Source organism: Bifidobacterium miconisargentati (genome assembly GCF_019331675.1).
In the GTDB taxonomy this organism is placed as follows: Bacteria; Actinomycetota; Actinomycetes; order Actinomycetales; family Bifidobacteriaceae; genus Bifidobacterium; species Bifidobacterium miconisargentati.
Genome location: NZ_JAHBBJ010000002.1, coordinates 203,466 through 217,699, shown reverse-complemented (window position 1 = coordinate 217,699; position 14,234 = coordinate 203,466). Strand labels below are relative to the sequence as shown.

Sequence of the window (14,234 nt, the reverse complement as noted above, 5' to 3'; positions counted from 1 at the left end):
CATCGGCCCCGGCGATTGTGCTCTCGGCATGAAAATACAGAAAAGCCCCGGCCGCCTGTGCGGTCGAGGCTCTGTGTGCGCATCCTTGCATGCGCCGGGTATCAGGCGCGGTCCTCACCGGAGGACAGCTTCACCACGTCCTTCGCCTGCGTGCCCTTACCGGACGGGACAGGCGTGTACTCCACGCGATCGCCCTCGTACAGCATCTTGAACTTATTGGTGCTGCCGTCGTCCTTGATCTCCGCGTAATGCACGAAAACGTCCTCGCCGCCGCCGTCCGGCTGGATGAACCCGAACCCTTTCTTGGCAAGGAAGAACTTCACGGTACCTTGTGCCATATCTGATCTTTCCTTTGTTCCCTTTATAGGCGTCGCGACACATACCTATAGGGAACGTAGAAAGAACCGCATCGCGCTCCCCCTACCTCGCGACTAGAGCACGATTGTACAGTGAAGAGGGAACATTCCCAACCAATTCAATACGAAAACGTCCAAAAACATGAGAACGTTCACACCCGGTCGGGGCTGTTTTCCTAGGTTTTGCTTGGATTTACGCTAGTTGAGCAAAACCACGGTGATCGGCACGGCAAGACCCTGCGCCTGCTCCACGGTGGCGATGCCGAGCGTGTTCGCCACGTCCTCGGCGGTGGCCTTGTCGGTCTCGTTCTGATACCACACCACGGTGTAGGTGGGCATGGTGAGCGTCCCGTCGGGGTTGGCCGCCGTCACGCTCGTGTATCCGGAGGTCTGCAGCACGTCGGACCGCTGGCCGGCGTAGCCCTGGATGCCTGTGGCGTTGACCACGAGCACCTGGGTGGCCTTGTTCACCGTGGAGGTCTGCTCGGACTGCTGGGCGTTCTGGTCGGTGCCGTCCGTGGAATTGGTGGAGTCCGACTGCGTGGAGTCGGAAGATGAGTCCTTGGCGTCCGAGGAGGACGTGTCCTTCTTGGCGGAATCGCCGGAATCGTTCGTGGACGTATTCGAGGAGTCCTTATTATCGGCGCTATCGGCATTGCTCGCCGTCTCGCTTTGGGAGGTGGACTGGCCCAGAATCACCTTGTATTCGCCGGACACGAACAGCCACGCGCCCACGCCGGCGAGTGCGGCGATCAGCATCACGACGAGGAACGGCGCAAGACGTGCCATCAGCGGGCGGGAGCCACGGTGGACGCCCACCGGCCCCTTCGGCGGATTGTCGAAGATATCCCGTTCGTAAGAGTCATAGGTCATCTTGTCGCGTGCCATGGCCGCCCTTCCTGTATGAAAAACTACCCATGAGTCTAACCCGGCAAGCGTCAAATCGCATTATCGTGCCACGCCGGGCCGCAAAGCTGCCGCCTTTGGCTACAGTGGTGAGCCATGGTTAAACCTTTACGAGATCTGGTCGAGCCCGGCTGGGCCGAGGCTCTGGCGGATGTGGAGCCCACCGTTCACCGCATGGGCGATTTTCTCAGGGCCGAAAACGCCGCCGGACGCCCCTGGCTGCCGGCGAGCCACAATATCCTGCGCGCCTTCACGATCCCCTTCGATTCCATCAAGGTGCTCATCGTGGGTCAGGATCCCTATCCCACGCCGGGACACCCGGTGGGTCTGAGCTTCTGCGTGGCGCCGGACGTGCGCCCGCTGCCGAAGAGCCTGATCAATATCTATAAGGAGCTGGTGGACGACCTGGGCGTGCCGATGCCCTCCAACGGCGATCTGACACCGTGGACCGAGCGCGGGGTCATGCTGCTCAACAGGTGCCTGACCGTGGGAGTCGGCCGTCCGAACTCGCATCAGGGCAAGGGCTGGGAGGAAGTCACCGAGGCCGCGATCCGTGCGCTCAACGCCCGCACGGATGACGACGGCAAGCCGAAGCCGCTGGTGGCGATTCTCTGGGGGCGTAATGCACAGAGCCTCGAACCGTTGCTCACCAATGCGTTCATCATCAAGTCCCCGCATCCGAGTCCGCTGTCGGCCTCCCGTGGCTTCTTCGGTTCCAGGCCCTTCTCCCGCGCCAACCAAGCCCTCATCAACATGGGTGCGGAACCTGTGGATTGGACTCTTCCTTCGGCTTGATTCCGGTGAAGTTTCACGACCGCCGTCAGCGTGAGTCGTTACAGTGGTGGGCATGACTCTGTTCCCCACGCAACCGAACATGCCCCCACAACCGCTGCCCCGGCCCGCCATGCCGCCGGCCGGCCAGCCCATGATCCAGACCCCGGCGCTGAGCGCCGACGACACCAAGCGCGCACGTGCGCTGGCGGACAGCATCCGCGCGCGTTTCGCGCAGACGCTGGTGGGACAGGACAATCTGCGTGAGTCGCTTATCGTGACCCTGGTGGCCGGCGGCCACATCCTCATCGAATCGGTGCCAGGCCTGGCCAAGACCACGGCCGCACAGACGCTGGCCACCTGCGTGTCCGGCTCGTTCAAGCGTGTCCAGTGCACCCCGGACCTCATGCCTTCGGACCTGACCGGCACACAGGTGTTCGACTTCGCCTCGCAGAAGTTCACCACGCAGATCGGCCCGATCCACGCCAATTTCGTGCTGCTGGACGAGATCAACCGTTCCAACGCCAAGACCCAGTCGGCCATGCTGGAGGCCATGGCCGAGGGTGCCACCACGATCGGCGGCCAGCGCATTCAGCTGCCCAAGCCGTTCATGGTGATCGCCACCGAGAACCCCATCGAGGAGGAGGGCACGTTCAACCTGCCCGAAGCCCAGATGGACCGCTTCATGATGAAGGCCATCATGACCTACCCCTCCGCGGACGAGGAGACGCGCATGCTCGCCATGCTCACCCGCCGCGGCTCCGATATGATCGGCCCGGACACCATCACCGGCGAACGCATCTCCGTGACGGACGTGGACTTCCTGCGCCGCGCCGCACGCCGCGTGCATGTGTCCGACGCGATCATGCGGTACGCGGTGGATATCGCCGCCACCTCCCGTGGCGCCGGTTCCCGCCCCATCAAGGGGCTGTCCTCGCTGGTCCGCCTGGGCGCCTCGCCCCGCGCCACCATCGCCCTGACGCGCATCGGACAGGCGAACGCCCTCCTGTCCGGCCGCGACTACGTGGTGCCTGAGGATATCAAGGCCTTCGCCCACGAGGTGCTGCGCCACCGCATCGTGCTCACGTTCGAGGCGCTGGCGGACGGCGTGGTCAGCGACCAGATCGTGGACAAGATCGTCGAGACCGTTCCCGTTCCGTGAGTCAAAGCATGAGTGCTGACGTGACTTCCGTTTCCGTCCGCAAGAAGATCGAAGCCCTGGGCACCCAGCTGAGCCTGCCCACGGTGCGCAAGGCGCTGGGCGTGCTGGAGGGCGAGCATGCGTCCGGTCGTCGTGGCGGTGCCGGCGATGTGATGGACGTGCGCGCCTACGAACCGGGTGACGAGTCACGTCTGATCGACTGGAAGTCCAGCGCCAGGCAGGGCCGTCCGATGGTGGTCCAGCGTGAGCGTCTGGCCACGTCCAAGGTGTGGCTGCTCATGGATGTGGGCCGCGAGATGGGCGGCATGTGCGATTCGGGTGAACGTGCCTGGGAGGTGGCGGCCAATGCGTTGCGCATGTTCGCCGCGCTTTCGCTGCGCCGTGCCGACGACATCTCGCTGGTGTTCGGCGATTCGTCGAGCATCACGCGCATCCCGTTCAATGGCGGGTTCGCGCAGTTCGAGCGCACGCTGGACAAGGCGCTGGACCGTACGTGGGAGCATCAGCGCAATATCGATGCGCTGTTGGCGTACGCCCGCCGTATCAAGGACCGCGACGCGCTCATCGTGCTGGCCACGGACGAGCATGCCCTGGCCGAACGGCACATCCCGGAGTTCCGCCGCATCGCCCGCACGCATCCGGTGGTGCTCATCGATGTGGCCACGCTCAATCCGTTCCGCCCGCTCCGTGCCGGACACCCCTCCCCCACGGATGGCGTGACGAGCCGCCGTGTGCCGGCGTTCCTGCGTTCCGCCAAGGCCGCCGCCGAAGTGGACACGCATCGCGGGTATATGGCGGCCGCGTTGGAGCAGGAGTTGGGACGCACAGGTTCGCACATGATTCGCGCCGGTTCGAGCGAGTCCATGTTCGACCGGTTCGTGCATCTGGTTTCGGCGTCGCTGGCGCGGACCACGCGCAACCAGCTGGGCGCATCCCCTGACGTGACGTCGATGCTGGGGGTTGCGCGATGACGATGGAATCGTTGGCCGTCGTATTGGCCGTCGACCCCGGCGATCTGAAGCCGGTGGGCGCGTTGCAGCTGACCGGGCCGCTGGCCGTGGTGATCGTGGCCTGCCTCGCCGTGGCCGTGGCGCTGGTGATCGCCGCGGTGTTGCTGTCCCGCCCGTCCAGGAGGCCCCGCAAGGAGAACATACAGCGCGGCGCCCATAGCGGTGCCGGCGCCAAGACCGTGTGGCGTGACCGTATCGCCGATGTGGTGGCCCGCAACGAGTCCGGAGCCTTGAGCCGCGAGGATGCCTTCGCCGAGTTGGCGCAGATCGCGCGAGAGTTCGCGGGGGCCGCTTCGGGCCGGGAACTCTCGACCAGCACATTGACCGATCTGACCCGTCTCAACCGCACCCCGGCGAATCGCCAGGGCCTGGATTCGCTGCGCCAGACCATCAGCGCGCTATATCCGCCCGAATTCGCCGATGCCTCGCGCAACCGGGCCGCGCGTGAGGCAAGCGTCAGGGAAGCGGCCGAATGGGTGTCCAATCTGGTGGAAAGGTGGCGTTCATGACCCTCACCTGGCATTGGCCTTGGGCCGCGCTGGCCGCCGTACTGGTAGCGGCCGCGCTGGTGACGCTCATCGTGGTGTTCTCGCGCCGTCCGCAGTCGGACGAGGCCGTGTTCTCCTTGGACGACGATCTCAATACCGAGCATGCCTCGCGGCTGTTCCGCCAGTGGCGTGCGCTCGGCCGTCTCGCCGCCGCGCTGCTTGCCGTGGCGCTGTTGTTGGCCGTGGCGCTGGTCGCGCGCCCCAGTCAGGTGGATGCGGGCGCGGAGCGCGCCTCCAGCCGCGACATCGTGCTGTGCCTGGACGTGTCCGGTTCCACACTCCCCTACGATCGCGAGGTCATCGATACGTACCGTGAGCTGGTGGGGCACTTCCAGGGCGAACGCATCGGTCTAAGCATCTTCAACTCCACCTCGCGCACGGTCTTCCCTCTGACCGACGACTACGACCTGGTCTCCAAGCAGCTCGCCGCGGCCAGCAAGGCCCTGCGAGGTGTGGAATCGCAGGACGACATCGACAAGATGTCCGATTCCGATTATCAGAAGATCGCCGACTGGCTGGACGGCACGCAGAACCGCAAGGACGCCACTTCGCTGATCGGCGACGGCGTGGTGTCCTGCGCCGCCATGCTGCCCGGTTTCGCATATGGCGAGTCCTCCAACGCCACCGCCGAGCGCAGACGTGCGGCTTCGATCGTGCTGGCCACGGACAACGTGGTCTCCGGCAAGCCCACCTATTCGCTCACCGAGGCACTGGATCTGACCCGACAGGCCTCCATCACCGTGGACGGCCTGTATTCCGGTCCGAAGTCCAGTGAGAACGACCAGACCACCACGGACATGAGGTCGGCCATTGAATCGCACGGTGGCGTCTTCCTGACCCAGTCGAACGGCAGGAGCGTGAACGAACTGGTGCGGGACATCGAATCGCGCCGGGATACGGCCAGCGAGAACCAGGCGAAGGCTTCGATGGTGGACGCGCCTGGTCTGTGGATGCTCGCGCTCGCACTGGTGATGGCGGTCTGGATCGCATGCGTCTGGAGGTTGCGCCGATGAACGGATTCACCTTCTCCCCCACCCTAGGCTGGGTGGCCGGCGGATTGCTGGCGGGTCTGCTGACGGTCCTCGCCGTGGCGGAAATCGTGCAGTTCGCCCGCAGGCGCAAGGCCGGTGCGAGCGACGAGACCGTTGCGGCCTGCATCCGCCGCACCCTGATGATGCTCGTGGCCGCCGTGATGGTGCTGACGCCCAGCGTGGTAGCACCGACCACATCCCGCGCCATCAACGCCACCGACGTGATCCTGGCCGTGGACGTGACCGGTTCGATGGCCGTGACCGACGCCCGTTACGGATCCGGTGAGGCCATCAGCCGTATCGACGCGGCCCGCAAGGCCGTGCATGACGTGACCGACGCCTACCCGGACGCCAGTTTCGCGGCCATTCGCTTCGGCGCTTCGGGCACGCTGGATGTGCCGCTGACGCCGGACGCGCCCGCCATCGACAATTGGGCGGATACGCTGACGCTGGAATCCACGTCCGTTTCCGCCGGTTCCAGTCTGGACGCACCGATCGACCAGCTGCTGATCACCGCCAAGTCGATTCGCGAGGCCCATCCGGATGATGCGATCGTGCTGTACCTCATCAGCGACGGCGAACAGACCTCGGACAAGACCCGCCGCACGTTCTCCTCGCTGAGACGTTATCTTGACGACGGGTTCACCGTGGGCGTGGGCTCGACCGAGGGCGGCAGGATTCCGGCCATTGCAGACGGCGTGAGTACCGGCGGCTCGGCCGCTGGCTCCGATACGGCCGACCAGTGGATCCTCGACCCGGATACCGGCGAGCCCGGCATCTCGAAGATGGACGAGAAGAATCTGAAGGACATCGCCGACGAGATCAGCGGCACGTATGTGAAGCTCGGCGAGGCGCAGACGCTGGCGGATGCGGTCTCAAGCAAGGTCTCCGACCAGTGGAGGGTCACGTCCACGGTCAAGGAGCGTACGCGCACCACGCCTGTGGTCTGGCCTCTGGCCATCGTGTTGGTCCTGCTGTTGGCGTGGGAGCTCGGTGCCTGGATTGTGACTTCAAGGAGGCTGCTATGAGCAGGAATGCCGAAACGGCTTCGGCGCGTTCTTCGGTACGGCCGGCGCGGTCGGCGCGCGGACCGCTGGCCGTACGCATCGTGTTGGCCGTAGTCGCCGTGGCGTTGCTCGTGGCGGCGGGATTGGCCGGCGTGAACCTGGTGGCCGCCAACCGGTTCAATCAGGCGACCGCCTCACTGACCGCCAATATCAAGGCAGCACAGGACGAAAAGACGGATGCGGATACGCTGCATGCCCAGCAGCAACAGACCGACGCGCAGTTCGCGGAGGCGGGCCGCATGAGCGCGGTGCTGTTGCCGGAGATCCGGAACGCCATCGATACCAATGCATCCATCTCCGCCGAGCTGACCAAGATCACGCTGGAGCGCATGCAGGAGCAGCAGGGCGGAACCAGCGCGCAGAACCAATCCTCGAATCAGAATTCCTCGTCGTCCTCCAACGCCAAGAAGCAGGGTTCGTTGACCGAGGAGCAGCGCAAGAAGGTCGAAGAGCTGATGAAGGCGAATCAGCAGTCGGCCGACGGCGACTCCACCACCACGAACAAGACGGAGCAGAAGACCCAGAACAAGGGCACGGGCGCCACCAAGCCGTGGTGACGTTGTGGTGACGTTCCTAGTGATGGTCGGATCGTGGCGGTGCCGGTGTTTCCCCATAACTGACACCGGCACCGCTACGTTGCGTCTGCCGCCGTTCTTCTCTTCCGTCCACAGTATTTGTGCATAACTTTCCCAGAAAACGGCAAGCTGGAACCACATGCCCCGGTTCGGCTGGACAGTCTCGCGCGTCTTCCGTTTAGCTGGAAGGCATGAACAGCTACGATAATCCTTTCCTCAATAGCCAGCCCATCTTCGTCGGGAATCAGCCACTTCCTGCTTTGGATGGCAGCACCGCCTCACCGGCGTTTTCCTCCTGCCGGTGCCTCGTTCTCATGCAGACCGACCAAGATCTCATTGCCAAACAACGTGCGGTCACCGTCGCATCCAATGACAATGCGGCGACGGCCATCACCCGCTCCAAAGATATCGAATGGACCGGCAATGCCGCCGAATGGTTCCGTTCCACCTTGGACCGCACCGCATACGCCATCAAGATGCTGACCGACGATATGGAAACCACCCAGCGACTGGCGATGGAGGCATGATGGGCAACGATAACGAATACTACTGGCAGGTCGAATCCAAGGTGTACGGCGGCAAAGGCTATTCAACCGCGACCCGCGAGGAATACACGGCGGTGGCCAAGGCCTTGGATGAGGTGGCCGGCGAATTCGAGAAACTCGCCACCGTCTGGAACGCTACAAGGGAACAATTGGACAACCGGCATGCCTTCATATCGGCATGCACCACGCATAACTCCTCCATGTTGCCTTACACCGTGTTGAAAGTGCGCTGCCAGAACCACGCGGACACATGCCGGCAGATCAGTGACGATCTCGCCCGCACCTCCCAATTGCTGCTGAAGGTGCTGGGTGTGTATTCGGAAACCGAACTCTCGGTGAAGCGGTTGTTCAACGAGGCGGTACAGTTCGGCACCACGGCCAACTGGCTGGGAATGACGATGGGAATGGGATCTTTGGCTCTGGGAGGTCTCCTATTCGGTTTGGTCAAGGAAGGCAAACTGAATCCCTCGTGGATGTCTACCGCCACGTCACCGTTCCAGGAGGGGTATATGAGCGGCACCGGCGCTATACTCAGCAAACTCTCGCCTCTTACGGGATTATCTGCCACCGATGAGGTCAACCAAGGTGCAGGCATTCTCTCCCTGCTCAGCGCTCCACTGAAGAACGCGGCCCAAGGCAATTATCTCAATGTCCGCGAAGTCACGACCGAAGCGGATGTGGTCAGGTCAAGCCAGACGGTGACCGGCGCGTTTGATGGTCTGTACCGGCTGGCCAACGAACGGCTCGGAAAGGTCGATCTGAAGAGTGGACTGGGATATGCCACCATCGCCATCCAGCGCTATGAGAAGGAGGACGGCGAATCAGCCTGGCTTGTTACGGTTCCCGGGACCGACGGACAAGCCGATTCCCCATTCGATTGGGAGCAGAACGCTGAGCTCATGAGCGCGGATCCCGAACAGCGCAGGCAGGCCGATAGCGTCAGATTGGTCATCGAGGCGATGCGGCAGGCCGGCATCGGCGAGGACGACGAAGTGGCGATTGTGGGGCATTCGCAAGGCGGTATCGTGGCCGCCTCAATCGCCTCGGATTGGCAGGACGAGTTCAATGTCAAGCACATTGTGACCGCGGGTTCTCCGATCGCCAATCATCCCGTACCGGAGGGCACATGGGTCACCAGCGTGGAAATCGAAGATGAACTGGTGGCCGCGCTGGACGGGGCCTCCAATCCGGCCACCCCCAATTGGCTGACCATCAGCGGTTCCGTCAGCCAAGCCCCGCAGGGTACCGAAAGCGTCATCAACCCCGATGGCTCCTGCAATCCCGGATCCACACCTATCACCGGCGTCACTCCGTATGACGCGACGCCGGTGGCGGGAGGCGCCACCTCAGGCAAAGAGATCAGCCACTGGCTGCAATACCATCAGGCGGCCTATCAGGACTCGCTGAACCAGGGCAATCCGGCGGTGCAGCGGCACGAAGCCCATTTCCAGAACGTCATCAAGGGCGAACTCAAGGACACCCGCTACTTCGAAGGCCGCATGTCCAATGAGCCTCTGGAGCCCACCATCTCACTGGAATCCGGTACCGAACCCACCAAGGACAACAAGATCATCCTGAAATTCGAAGATTAATGTCAATACCACTCTTGACGAAGTTGTCAAGAAAGAACTAGAAACTATAATGACATCAAGAAGAACACTCATCAAATTGCTGCGGCAAGCTGCGAAACAACGAGGATTACGGTTCTCTCGCGTTCGACAAGGCGGGAATCATGAAATATTCCAACTGGAAGATCTGATGATTCCTATTCCACGGCACAACGAAATCGACGATACCCTCGCGAAGATTATTTGCGACGAGGCCGCAATCAAATTGGGAAAGGACTGGTACCGGTGAAGACGTACGACGTTATTGTTCGGCCTGGGGAAAAATACTGGGTTCTCGAGGTACCGGGCGTGGGATTCACACAGGCGCGTACCACCGGGGAGATCGAAGGCATGGCGCGCGACCTCATCACACTGATGACGCAAGGCTCCGACTTCGGCATCGCCGTCAAGACCCAAATTCCCGATTCCGTTCAGCGGCACCTTGATAAGGCCCGGCAACTGCGTGAACAGGAAGCCGATTGCCGAGCCAAGGCCGCGCGTGAGACCCGCACCGCCGCGCAGGAGCTGCATGGCATGGGCCTGGCCCTGCAGCAGATCGGCGATGTCCTCGGTGTCTCCCGCCAGCGCGCCCATCAATTACTCAATACGTGAATCGGATCTCGGCTCAGGCGCGATGGTGATGGACAGACGAGCGTCCGCGCCATTGTGCTCCTCCGTCTCCACTGCGGCGGATAGACGAAGATGCATGGCGTACGCCAGGGATTGCGCCACCGCAAGTCCCAAGCCAGAACCGCGCTTGCCACGAGCATCATCCGCCTGATAGAAGCGGTCGAAGAGTTTGTCGGGATCGATGTCGGTGGCGGCTTGCGCGGCGATGGGATTGGAGAACGTGATCGCATCGTCGCGCTGTGTGATGGCCGGCGCGCCGGTGCCGTGACGCAGCGCATTGGTGATGAGGTTGTCGATGATGCGACGCAGCGCGGTGCGGTCAGCTTCCAACATGAACCGATTGTTGTCGAAGTCGAGCGAAGGCTCCCAGCCGCGTTCCTCGAATTCGGGGTAATGGCCCACAAGCACTTCGGCGATCAACGGCTGAATCATGATCGGCTCGATATCAAGCGTCTGGTCGGGGTCATTGGCGCGGGCATAGGCAAACAGCTGGTCAAGCAGGCCACGCATGTCGTCCAACCGTTGCAAGGCCACTCTCAGATGTCGTTCCCTACCGACTGCACCGGAATCCGGCATGGTGGTTTCGGCAGTTCCCGTTGCGTCTTCTCCACCGGAGTCCGGCGAGACCGAGTCATATGGCGCATCGGGCTCAAGCAACGCCAATTGGATATGGCCTTGCGCGCCCATCAACGGCGTGCGTACGTCGTGTGCCAGTGACGACAGGTCCCGCTGGAACTCCTGGACCTTGGTCAATGCGGCGATGCGTTCGGTTTGAATCGCATCCAGCTGGCTATTGATCGCCCGTGCCAGTTCACGGCTTGCGGCGTCAGGCAGCTCCACGCCCAACCGGGCGTTGCTTTCCGCCGGCCGTTCACACAGGAACCGCGCCATCCGCCGCATCTCGCGCCCATACACAGCCGAGCCAATCACGATTCCCGCAATCAGCCCGGCCAGCACTCCAGCAATCCACATGTCAACGATTCTCAGCACACGTCACGACGGCGGTTGACAAGCAGGGCCGCGCCAACGGACAGGATGATCCAGCCGGCGAAGCAGATCAGCACGTGCGCCCAGACCGGCATGCCAAGCGATGCGCCGCCGGACGACGTAACGAACAGGCCGGCGCTGTCGGTGTACAGCTTCGCGTTGTTCGAAGGCAGCCATTGCGCCAGCTGCGTCGCCCACGGCATGTGCACGGCAATCGCCGACAGGACGATGTTCGTCAGCGAGCCCATGATGCCCGCGCCGACGAGCACCGCCGCGGCGACGCCGAACGCCTTGCTGCGGGAGATCATCGTCACGGCGACGACAATCAGCACGAACGTGGCCGTTCCCAGTACCTTCAGTCCGCAGAATCCCAGATAGGCCCCGACGCTTTCCGCATGACGGTACCGGATGCCAAGCGCAAAACATGTCAGTTCCAGTGAGACGATGGCCGCAACCGTGTTCCAGACAGTCAGCAGGAACGACAGCAGCAGTCGGCTGGCATCATAGGCAGTCCGGTCGTGCCGTCCCGCAATCAGGTTCTTGACGAAGCCGGCGTCCCAATCGTCCATGACAACGAGCACGGCAAGTACGGCGATGAACATGGACAACATCGAGCTGCCTCCCAGTCCCGAGCTGGATAGCATCGCGGTATGCGAGTCCATCATGCGGGCGGTTGTCGCCAATCCGGCGGCGGCATTGGCCGTGACCGAAATGCCATCCGCATCAGTCTGCGCGGCACCGGTGGCGGTGTCGATGAGCATCATCGCGGTGAGCAGACCGGCAGTCAGCAGGATGGATAGCACGGTGACGACCCAGAATTTGCGTCCGTGAATCAGTCGATATAGGTCGGATCGTAGCAGGTTGAACATCATCGGCTCCCTTCCGTACGGGCGTCTTCCATGAGGGTGACGAAATAGTCCTCCATGTCGTGCGATTTCGTGGATAGTTCAAGAACCGTCTGGTTCGTCTCGTGCAGGATGCGGGAGACCTCGGCAGCGTCGAATCCACCGAAGATGGTGATCGAACCGTCGGGCTCGGCGGCGAAACGTACCGGGTTGGCGGGGTTCACGGGCAGACGGTCCTCAAGGATGGCGAGCGCGGCCGCGGTGTTGGCGGTGCGCACGGTGAGGCTGTCGCCGCATTCGGCCTGTACCTGTTCGGCGGTCATCTCGCGTACCATGTGGCCGCTCGCGATGACGCCGTAATGGGTGCACATGCGTTCCAGCTGGTCGAGGACATGCGAGCTGACGACGATGGTGATGCCGCGCTGCTGGTTGAGCTGCACCAGATAGTTGCGCATGGCCCGCGCACCCTCCGGGTCGAGTCCGTTGAGCGGTTCGTCGAGCAGCAGGAGATCCGGCCCACCGATCAGGGCGAGCGCCAGTCCGAGCCTTTGTTTCATGCCAAGCGAGAATCCCCTGGTCTTCTTGCGACCGGCGCCTCCGAGACCTACCTGATCAAGCAGCGCATGGCAGACGGGTTTCGGGTCGGCCACACCGAGGGCGAGCGCCTGGGCCATCATTGTGTCGAAGGCGTTCATGTGTGGCAGCAGTCCGGGGTTTTCGATAAGCGCACCGACGCGCTGCACGCCGCCGGACCGGCCGGTTGTCAGGTTGGCCGCGTTGCCGAACAGCGTGATCTCGCCGCCGCTGGGCGTCGCGAGTCCTGCAATCATTTTCATGACGGTCGACTTGCCGGCGCCGTTCTTGCCGACGAATCCGTAGATCGCCCCCTGCGGCACGATCATGTCGAATCCGTCGACCGCGCGTTTGCCGGCATATCGTTTGGCAAGCGAACGTATGCGAATCGCATCCATCGTGCACTCCTTTCACTGTCATCGTGCGTTGATGGGACCTACCGTACGGAATGGTTCTTGCGCAACGCTCGCGCGGTGCTCGCGCAGGTCTTACGAAAAGCTTGCGAAAGTGTGACGGCCGGCGGCGCATCGGGCAGCGGCCCAGGGAATCCTCACTATGTTTGCGCGATGACGAACCGCACGCGAACATAGTGAGGATTAGACCGCATAAACCCTCACTATGTTTGCGCCTACCCGCTGATTACGCGAACATAATGAGGTTTTGCATGTATCGTGCGCCGTCCTGCTTACACGTCGAGCTTGAAACCGAGGCCCCAGACGGTTTTGATGTAGGTTTCGGTGCCGGAGGGCTTCAGTTTGGCGCGGATCTTGCTCACATGCGCGGTGACGGTGTTGTCGTCCACCATATACGGCTCGTTCCAGCACAGCTCGTATACCTGCTGTTTGGTGAAGACCGTGTTGGGATGGGCCATGAGCAGTTCGATGATGCTGAATTCGGTGTTGGTGAGGGGCACCGGTTCGCCATCGACGGCGAATACGTGGGCGGCCGGGTCGAGGGTCCATCGGCCGGCGGAGAGGAGCGACGTGCGAACGGCATTCGCGGTTGCGGAATTGGTCTCTCCCCCAGTCGGCTGCGTCGACAGCCCCCTCGTCAGAAGGGGCCGAGGAGTACCGGCATCGGATTGCGCCATGCCGCCGCGATCATATCCATGCCCGTAGCCGCGGCCACGCAACTGGGCCTGGACGCGAACCACCAGTTCGTCCAAGTCGAACGGCTTGACCAGGTAGTCGTCGGCGCCGAGCTTCAGGAGCGTCACGCGATCGGCCACGGTGTCCCGCGCGGAGATCACGATGATCGGCACGCCGGCACCGCATTCGCGCAGCTCGGCGACCAGTTGCTCCCCGCTGAGACCGGGCAACATGAGATCGGTGACGATGCAATCGTATGCGCACCATTCGTTGCCGACCACACTGCCCCGCGCATCCGCGGAATCAACCGCCCGCGCGTCAGTCACAGTCATCTTTCCGTCTGCTATGTTGCTCCACATACCCGCGGAATCGACCCCGCGATCCAGCAGCAGCCGCGCTTCCGAACCGGAATATGCGGGCGTACAGGAGAATCCGGCCTGCATCAGCCGCGTGCAGACCACCTCGTTGATGTCCGCGTCGTCCTCGATCACCAGTATTCGCGCATTGCTCATAGTCCCCTAAGCGTACAACCA

The 14,234-nt window shown here is 62.7% G+C and carries 16 protein-coding genes; 10 read left to right on the top strand and 6 right to left on the bottom strand.

The genetic code is table 11. The features are described 5' to 3' along the window. Window positions 1-101 precede the first annotated feature (101 nt). Window positions 102-338, bottom strand: coding sequence for a cold-shock protein (locus KIH81_RS02115; protein ID WP_094667229.1), 237 nt, complete (start codon window positions 336-338; stop codon window positions 102-104). Between the two features lie 216 nt (window positions 339-554). After that, the gene (locus KIH81_RS02110) at window positions 555-1,244 is read right to left on the bottom strand and encodes a LytR C-terminal domain-containing protein (RefSeq protein WP_214303856.1); all 690 of its coding nucleotides are present in this window, start codon (window positions 1,242-1,244) and stop codon (window positions 555-557) included. Window positions 1,245-1,358: 114 nt separating this feature from the next. On the opposite strand from KIH81_RS02110, the gene KIH81_RS02105 reads away from it, so the two are divergent. The 10 genes from KIH81_RS02105 to KIH81_RS02060 all read left to right on the top strand — a co-directional run bounded on the left by KIH81_RS02105 (window position 1,359) and on the right by KIH81_RS02060 (window position 10,190). After that, window positions 1,359-2,057, top strand: a complete 699-nt coding sequence (locus tag KIH81_RS02105) for a uracil-DNA glycosylase (protein ID WP_214303855.1) — start codon at window positions 1,359-1,361, stop codon at window positions 2,055-2,057. A gap of 52 nt (window positions 2,058-2,109) precedes the next feature. Further along, window positions 2,110-3,195: an AAA family ATPase gene (locus KIH81_RS02100; RefSeq protein ID WP_214303854.1), complete on the top strand. Its 1,086-nt coding sequence runs from the start codon at window positions 2,110-2,112 to the stop codon at window positions 3,193-3,195. Window positions 3,196-3,215: 20 nt separating this feature from the next. After that, window positions 3,216-4,166 carry a DUF58 domain-containing protein gene (locus tag KIH81_RS02095; RefSeq protein ID WP_214303853.1) on the top strand — a complete coding sequence of 317 codons (951 nt, stop codon included), beginning with the start codon at window positions 3,216-3,218 and terminating at the stop codon, window positions 4,164-4,166. Continuing rightward, window positions 4,163-4,714, top strand: a complete 552-nt coding sequence (locus tag KIH81_RS02090; protein ID WP_420829112.1) for a hypothetical protein — start codon at window positions 4,163-4,165, stop codon at window positions 4,712-4,714. Before KIH81_RS02095 ends, KIH81_RS02090 begins: the two co-directional genes overlap by 4 nt. Further along, window positions 4,711-5,766, top strand: coding sequence for a vWA domain-containing protein (locus KIH81_RS02085; RefSeq protein ID WP_214303852.1), 1,056 nt, complete (start codon window positions 4,711-4,713; stop codon window positions 5,764-5,766). Before KIH81_RS02090 ends, KIH81_RS02085 begins: the two co-directional genes overlap by 4 nt. After that, window positions 5,763-6,812: a vWA domain-containing protein gene (locus tag KIH81_RS02080; RefSeq protein WP_214303851.1), complete on the top strand. Its 1,050-nt coding sequence runs from the start codon at window positions 5,763-5,765 to the stop codon at window positions 6,810-6,812. The genes KIH81_RS02085 and KIH81_RS02080 overlap by 4 nt, the downstream gene beginning before the upstream one ends. Further along, the gene (locus KIH81_RS02075) at window positions 6,809-7,408 is read left to right on the top strand and encodes a DUF6466 family protein (protein WP_219054848.1); all 600 of its coding nucleotides are present in this window, start codon (window positions 6,809-6,811) and stop codon (window positions 7,406-7,408) included. The genes KIH81_RS02080 and KIH81_RS02075 overlap by 4 nt, the downstream gene beginning before the upstream one ends. A 209-nt stretch (window positions 7,409-7,617) precedes the next feature. Then, window positions 7,618-7,953, top strand: coding sequence for a hypothetical protein (locus KIH81_RS02070; protein ID WP_214303850.1), 336 nt, complete (start codon window positions 7,618-7,620; stop codon window positions 7,951-7,953). Beyond that, window positions 7,953-9,563, top strand: coding sequence for a PGAP1-like alpha/beta domain-containing protein (locus KIH81_RS02065; RefSeq protein ID WP_420829115.1), 1,611 nt, complete (start codon window positions 7,953-7,955; stop codon window positions 9,561-9,563). The genes KIH81_RS02070 and KIH81_RS02065 overlap by 1 nt, the downstream gene beginning before the upstream one ends. 324 nt (window positions 9,564-9,887) lie before the next feature. Then, entirely contained in the window at window positions 9,888-10,190 is a 303-nt protein-coding gene (locus tag KIH81_RS02060; protein WP_338024720.1) for a hypothetical protein, read from the top strand. Here the strand turns inward: KIH81_RS02060 and KIH81_RS02055 are convergent. The 4 genes from KIH81_RS02055 to KIH81_RS02040 all read right to left on the bottom strand — a co-directional run bounded on the left by KIH81_RS02055 (window position 10,176) and on the right by KIH81_RS02040 (window position 14,213). Further along, on the bottom strand, window positions 10,176-11,180 hold the full coding sequence (locus KIH81_RS02055; RefSeq protein WP_214303847.1) for a sensor histidine kinase: 1,005 nt from the start codon (window positions 11,178-11,180) through the stop codon (window positions 10,176-10,178). The genes KIH81_RS02060 and KIH81_RS02055 overlap by 15 nt on opposite strands. An 11-nt stretch (window positions 11,181-11,191) precedes the next feature. Continuing rightward, entirely contained in the window at window positions 11,192-12,067 is an 876-nt protein-coding gene (locus tag KIH81_RS02050) for an ABC-2 transporter permease (protein ID WP_214303846.1), read from the bottom strand. Beyond that, on the bottom strand, window positions 12,064-13,011 hold the full coding sequence (locus KIH81_RS02045; RefSeq protein WP_214303845.1) for an ATP-binding cassette domain-containing protein: 948 nt from the start codon (window positions 13,009-13,011) through the stop codon (window positions 12,064-12,066). Before KIH81_RS02045 ends, KIH81_RS02050 begins: the two co-directional genes overlap by 4 nt. Window positions 13,012-13,298: 287 nt before the next feature. Then, window positions 13,299-14,213, bottom strand: coding sequence for a response regulator transcription factor (locus tag KIH81_RS02040; RefSeq protein ID WP_214303844.1), 915 nt, complete (start codon window positions 14,211-14,213; stop codon window positions 13,299-13,301). Window positions 14,214-14,234: the final 21 nt, after the last annotated feature.

Coding starts and splice junctions, on each gene's coding strand:
- KIH81_RS02045 (WP_214303845.1), bottom strand. CDS start 13,011: ATGGATGCGATTCGCATACGTTCGCTTGCCAAACGATATGCCGGCAAA.
- KIH81_RS02090 (WP_420829112.1), top strand. CDS start 4,163: ATGACGATGGAATCGTTGGCCGTCGTATTGGCCGTCGACCCCGGCGAT.
- KIH81_RS02105 (WP_214303855.1), top strand. CDS start 1,359: ATGGTTAAACCTTTACGAGATCTGGTCGAGCCCGGCTGGGCCGAGGCT.
- KIH81_RS02040 (WP_214303844.1), bottom strand. CDS start 14,213: ATGAGCAATGCGCGAATACTGGTGATCGAGGACGACGCGGACATCAAC.
- KIH81_RS02050 (WP_214303846.1), bottom strand. CDS start 12,067: ATGATGTTCAACCTGCTACGATCCGACCTATATCGACTGATTCACGGA.
- KIH81_RS02075 (WP_219054848.1), top strand. CDS start 6,809: ATGAGCAGGAATGCCGAAACGGCTTCGGCGCGTTCTTCGGTACGGCCG.
- KIH81_RS02055 (WP_214303847.1), bottom strand. CDS start 11,180: ATGTGGATTGCTGGAGTGCTGGCCGGGCTGATTGCGGGAATCGTGATT.
- KIH81_RS02065 (WP_420829115.1), top strand. CDS start 7,953: ATGGGCAACGATAACGAATACTACTGGCAGGTCGAATCCAAGGTGTAC.
- KIH81_RS02085 (WP_214303852.1), top strand. CDS start 4,711: ATGACCCTCACCTGGCATTGGCCTTGGGCCGCGCTGGCCGCCGTACTG.
- KIH81_RS02070 (WP_214303850.1), top strand. CDS start 7,618: ATGAACAGCTACGATAATCCTTTCCTCAATAGCCAGCCCATCTTCGTC.
- KIH81_RS02100 (WP_214303854.1), top strand. CDS start 2,110: ATGACTCTGTTCCCCACGCAACCGAACATGCCCCCACAACCGCTGCCC.
- KIH81_RS02110 (WP_214303856.1), bottom strand. CDS start 1,244: ATGGCACGCGACAAGATGACCTATGACTCTTACGAACGGGATATCTTC.
- KIH81_RS02115 (WP_094667229.1), bottom strand. CDS start 338: ATGGCACAAGGTACCGTGAAGTTCTTCCTTGCCAAGAAAGGGTTCGGG.
- KIH81_RS02080 (WP_214303851.1), top strand. CDS start 5,763: ATGAACGGATTCACCTTCTCCCCCACCCTAGGCTGGGTGGCCGGCGGA.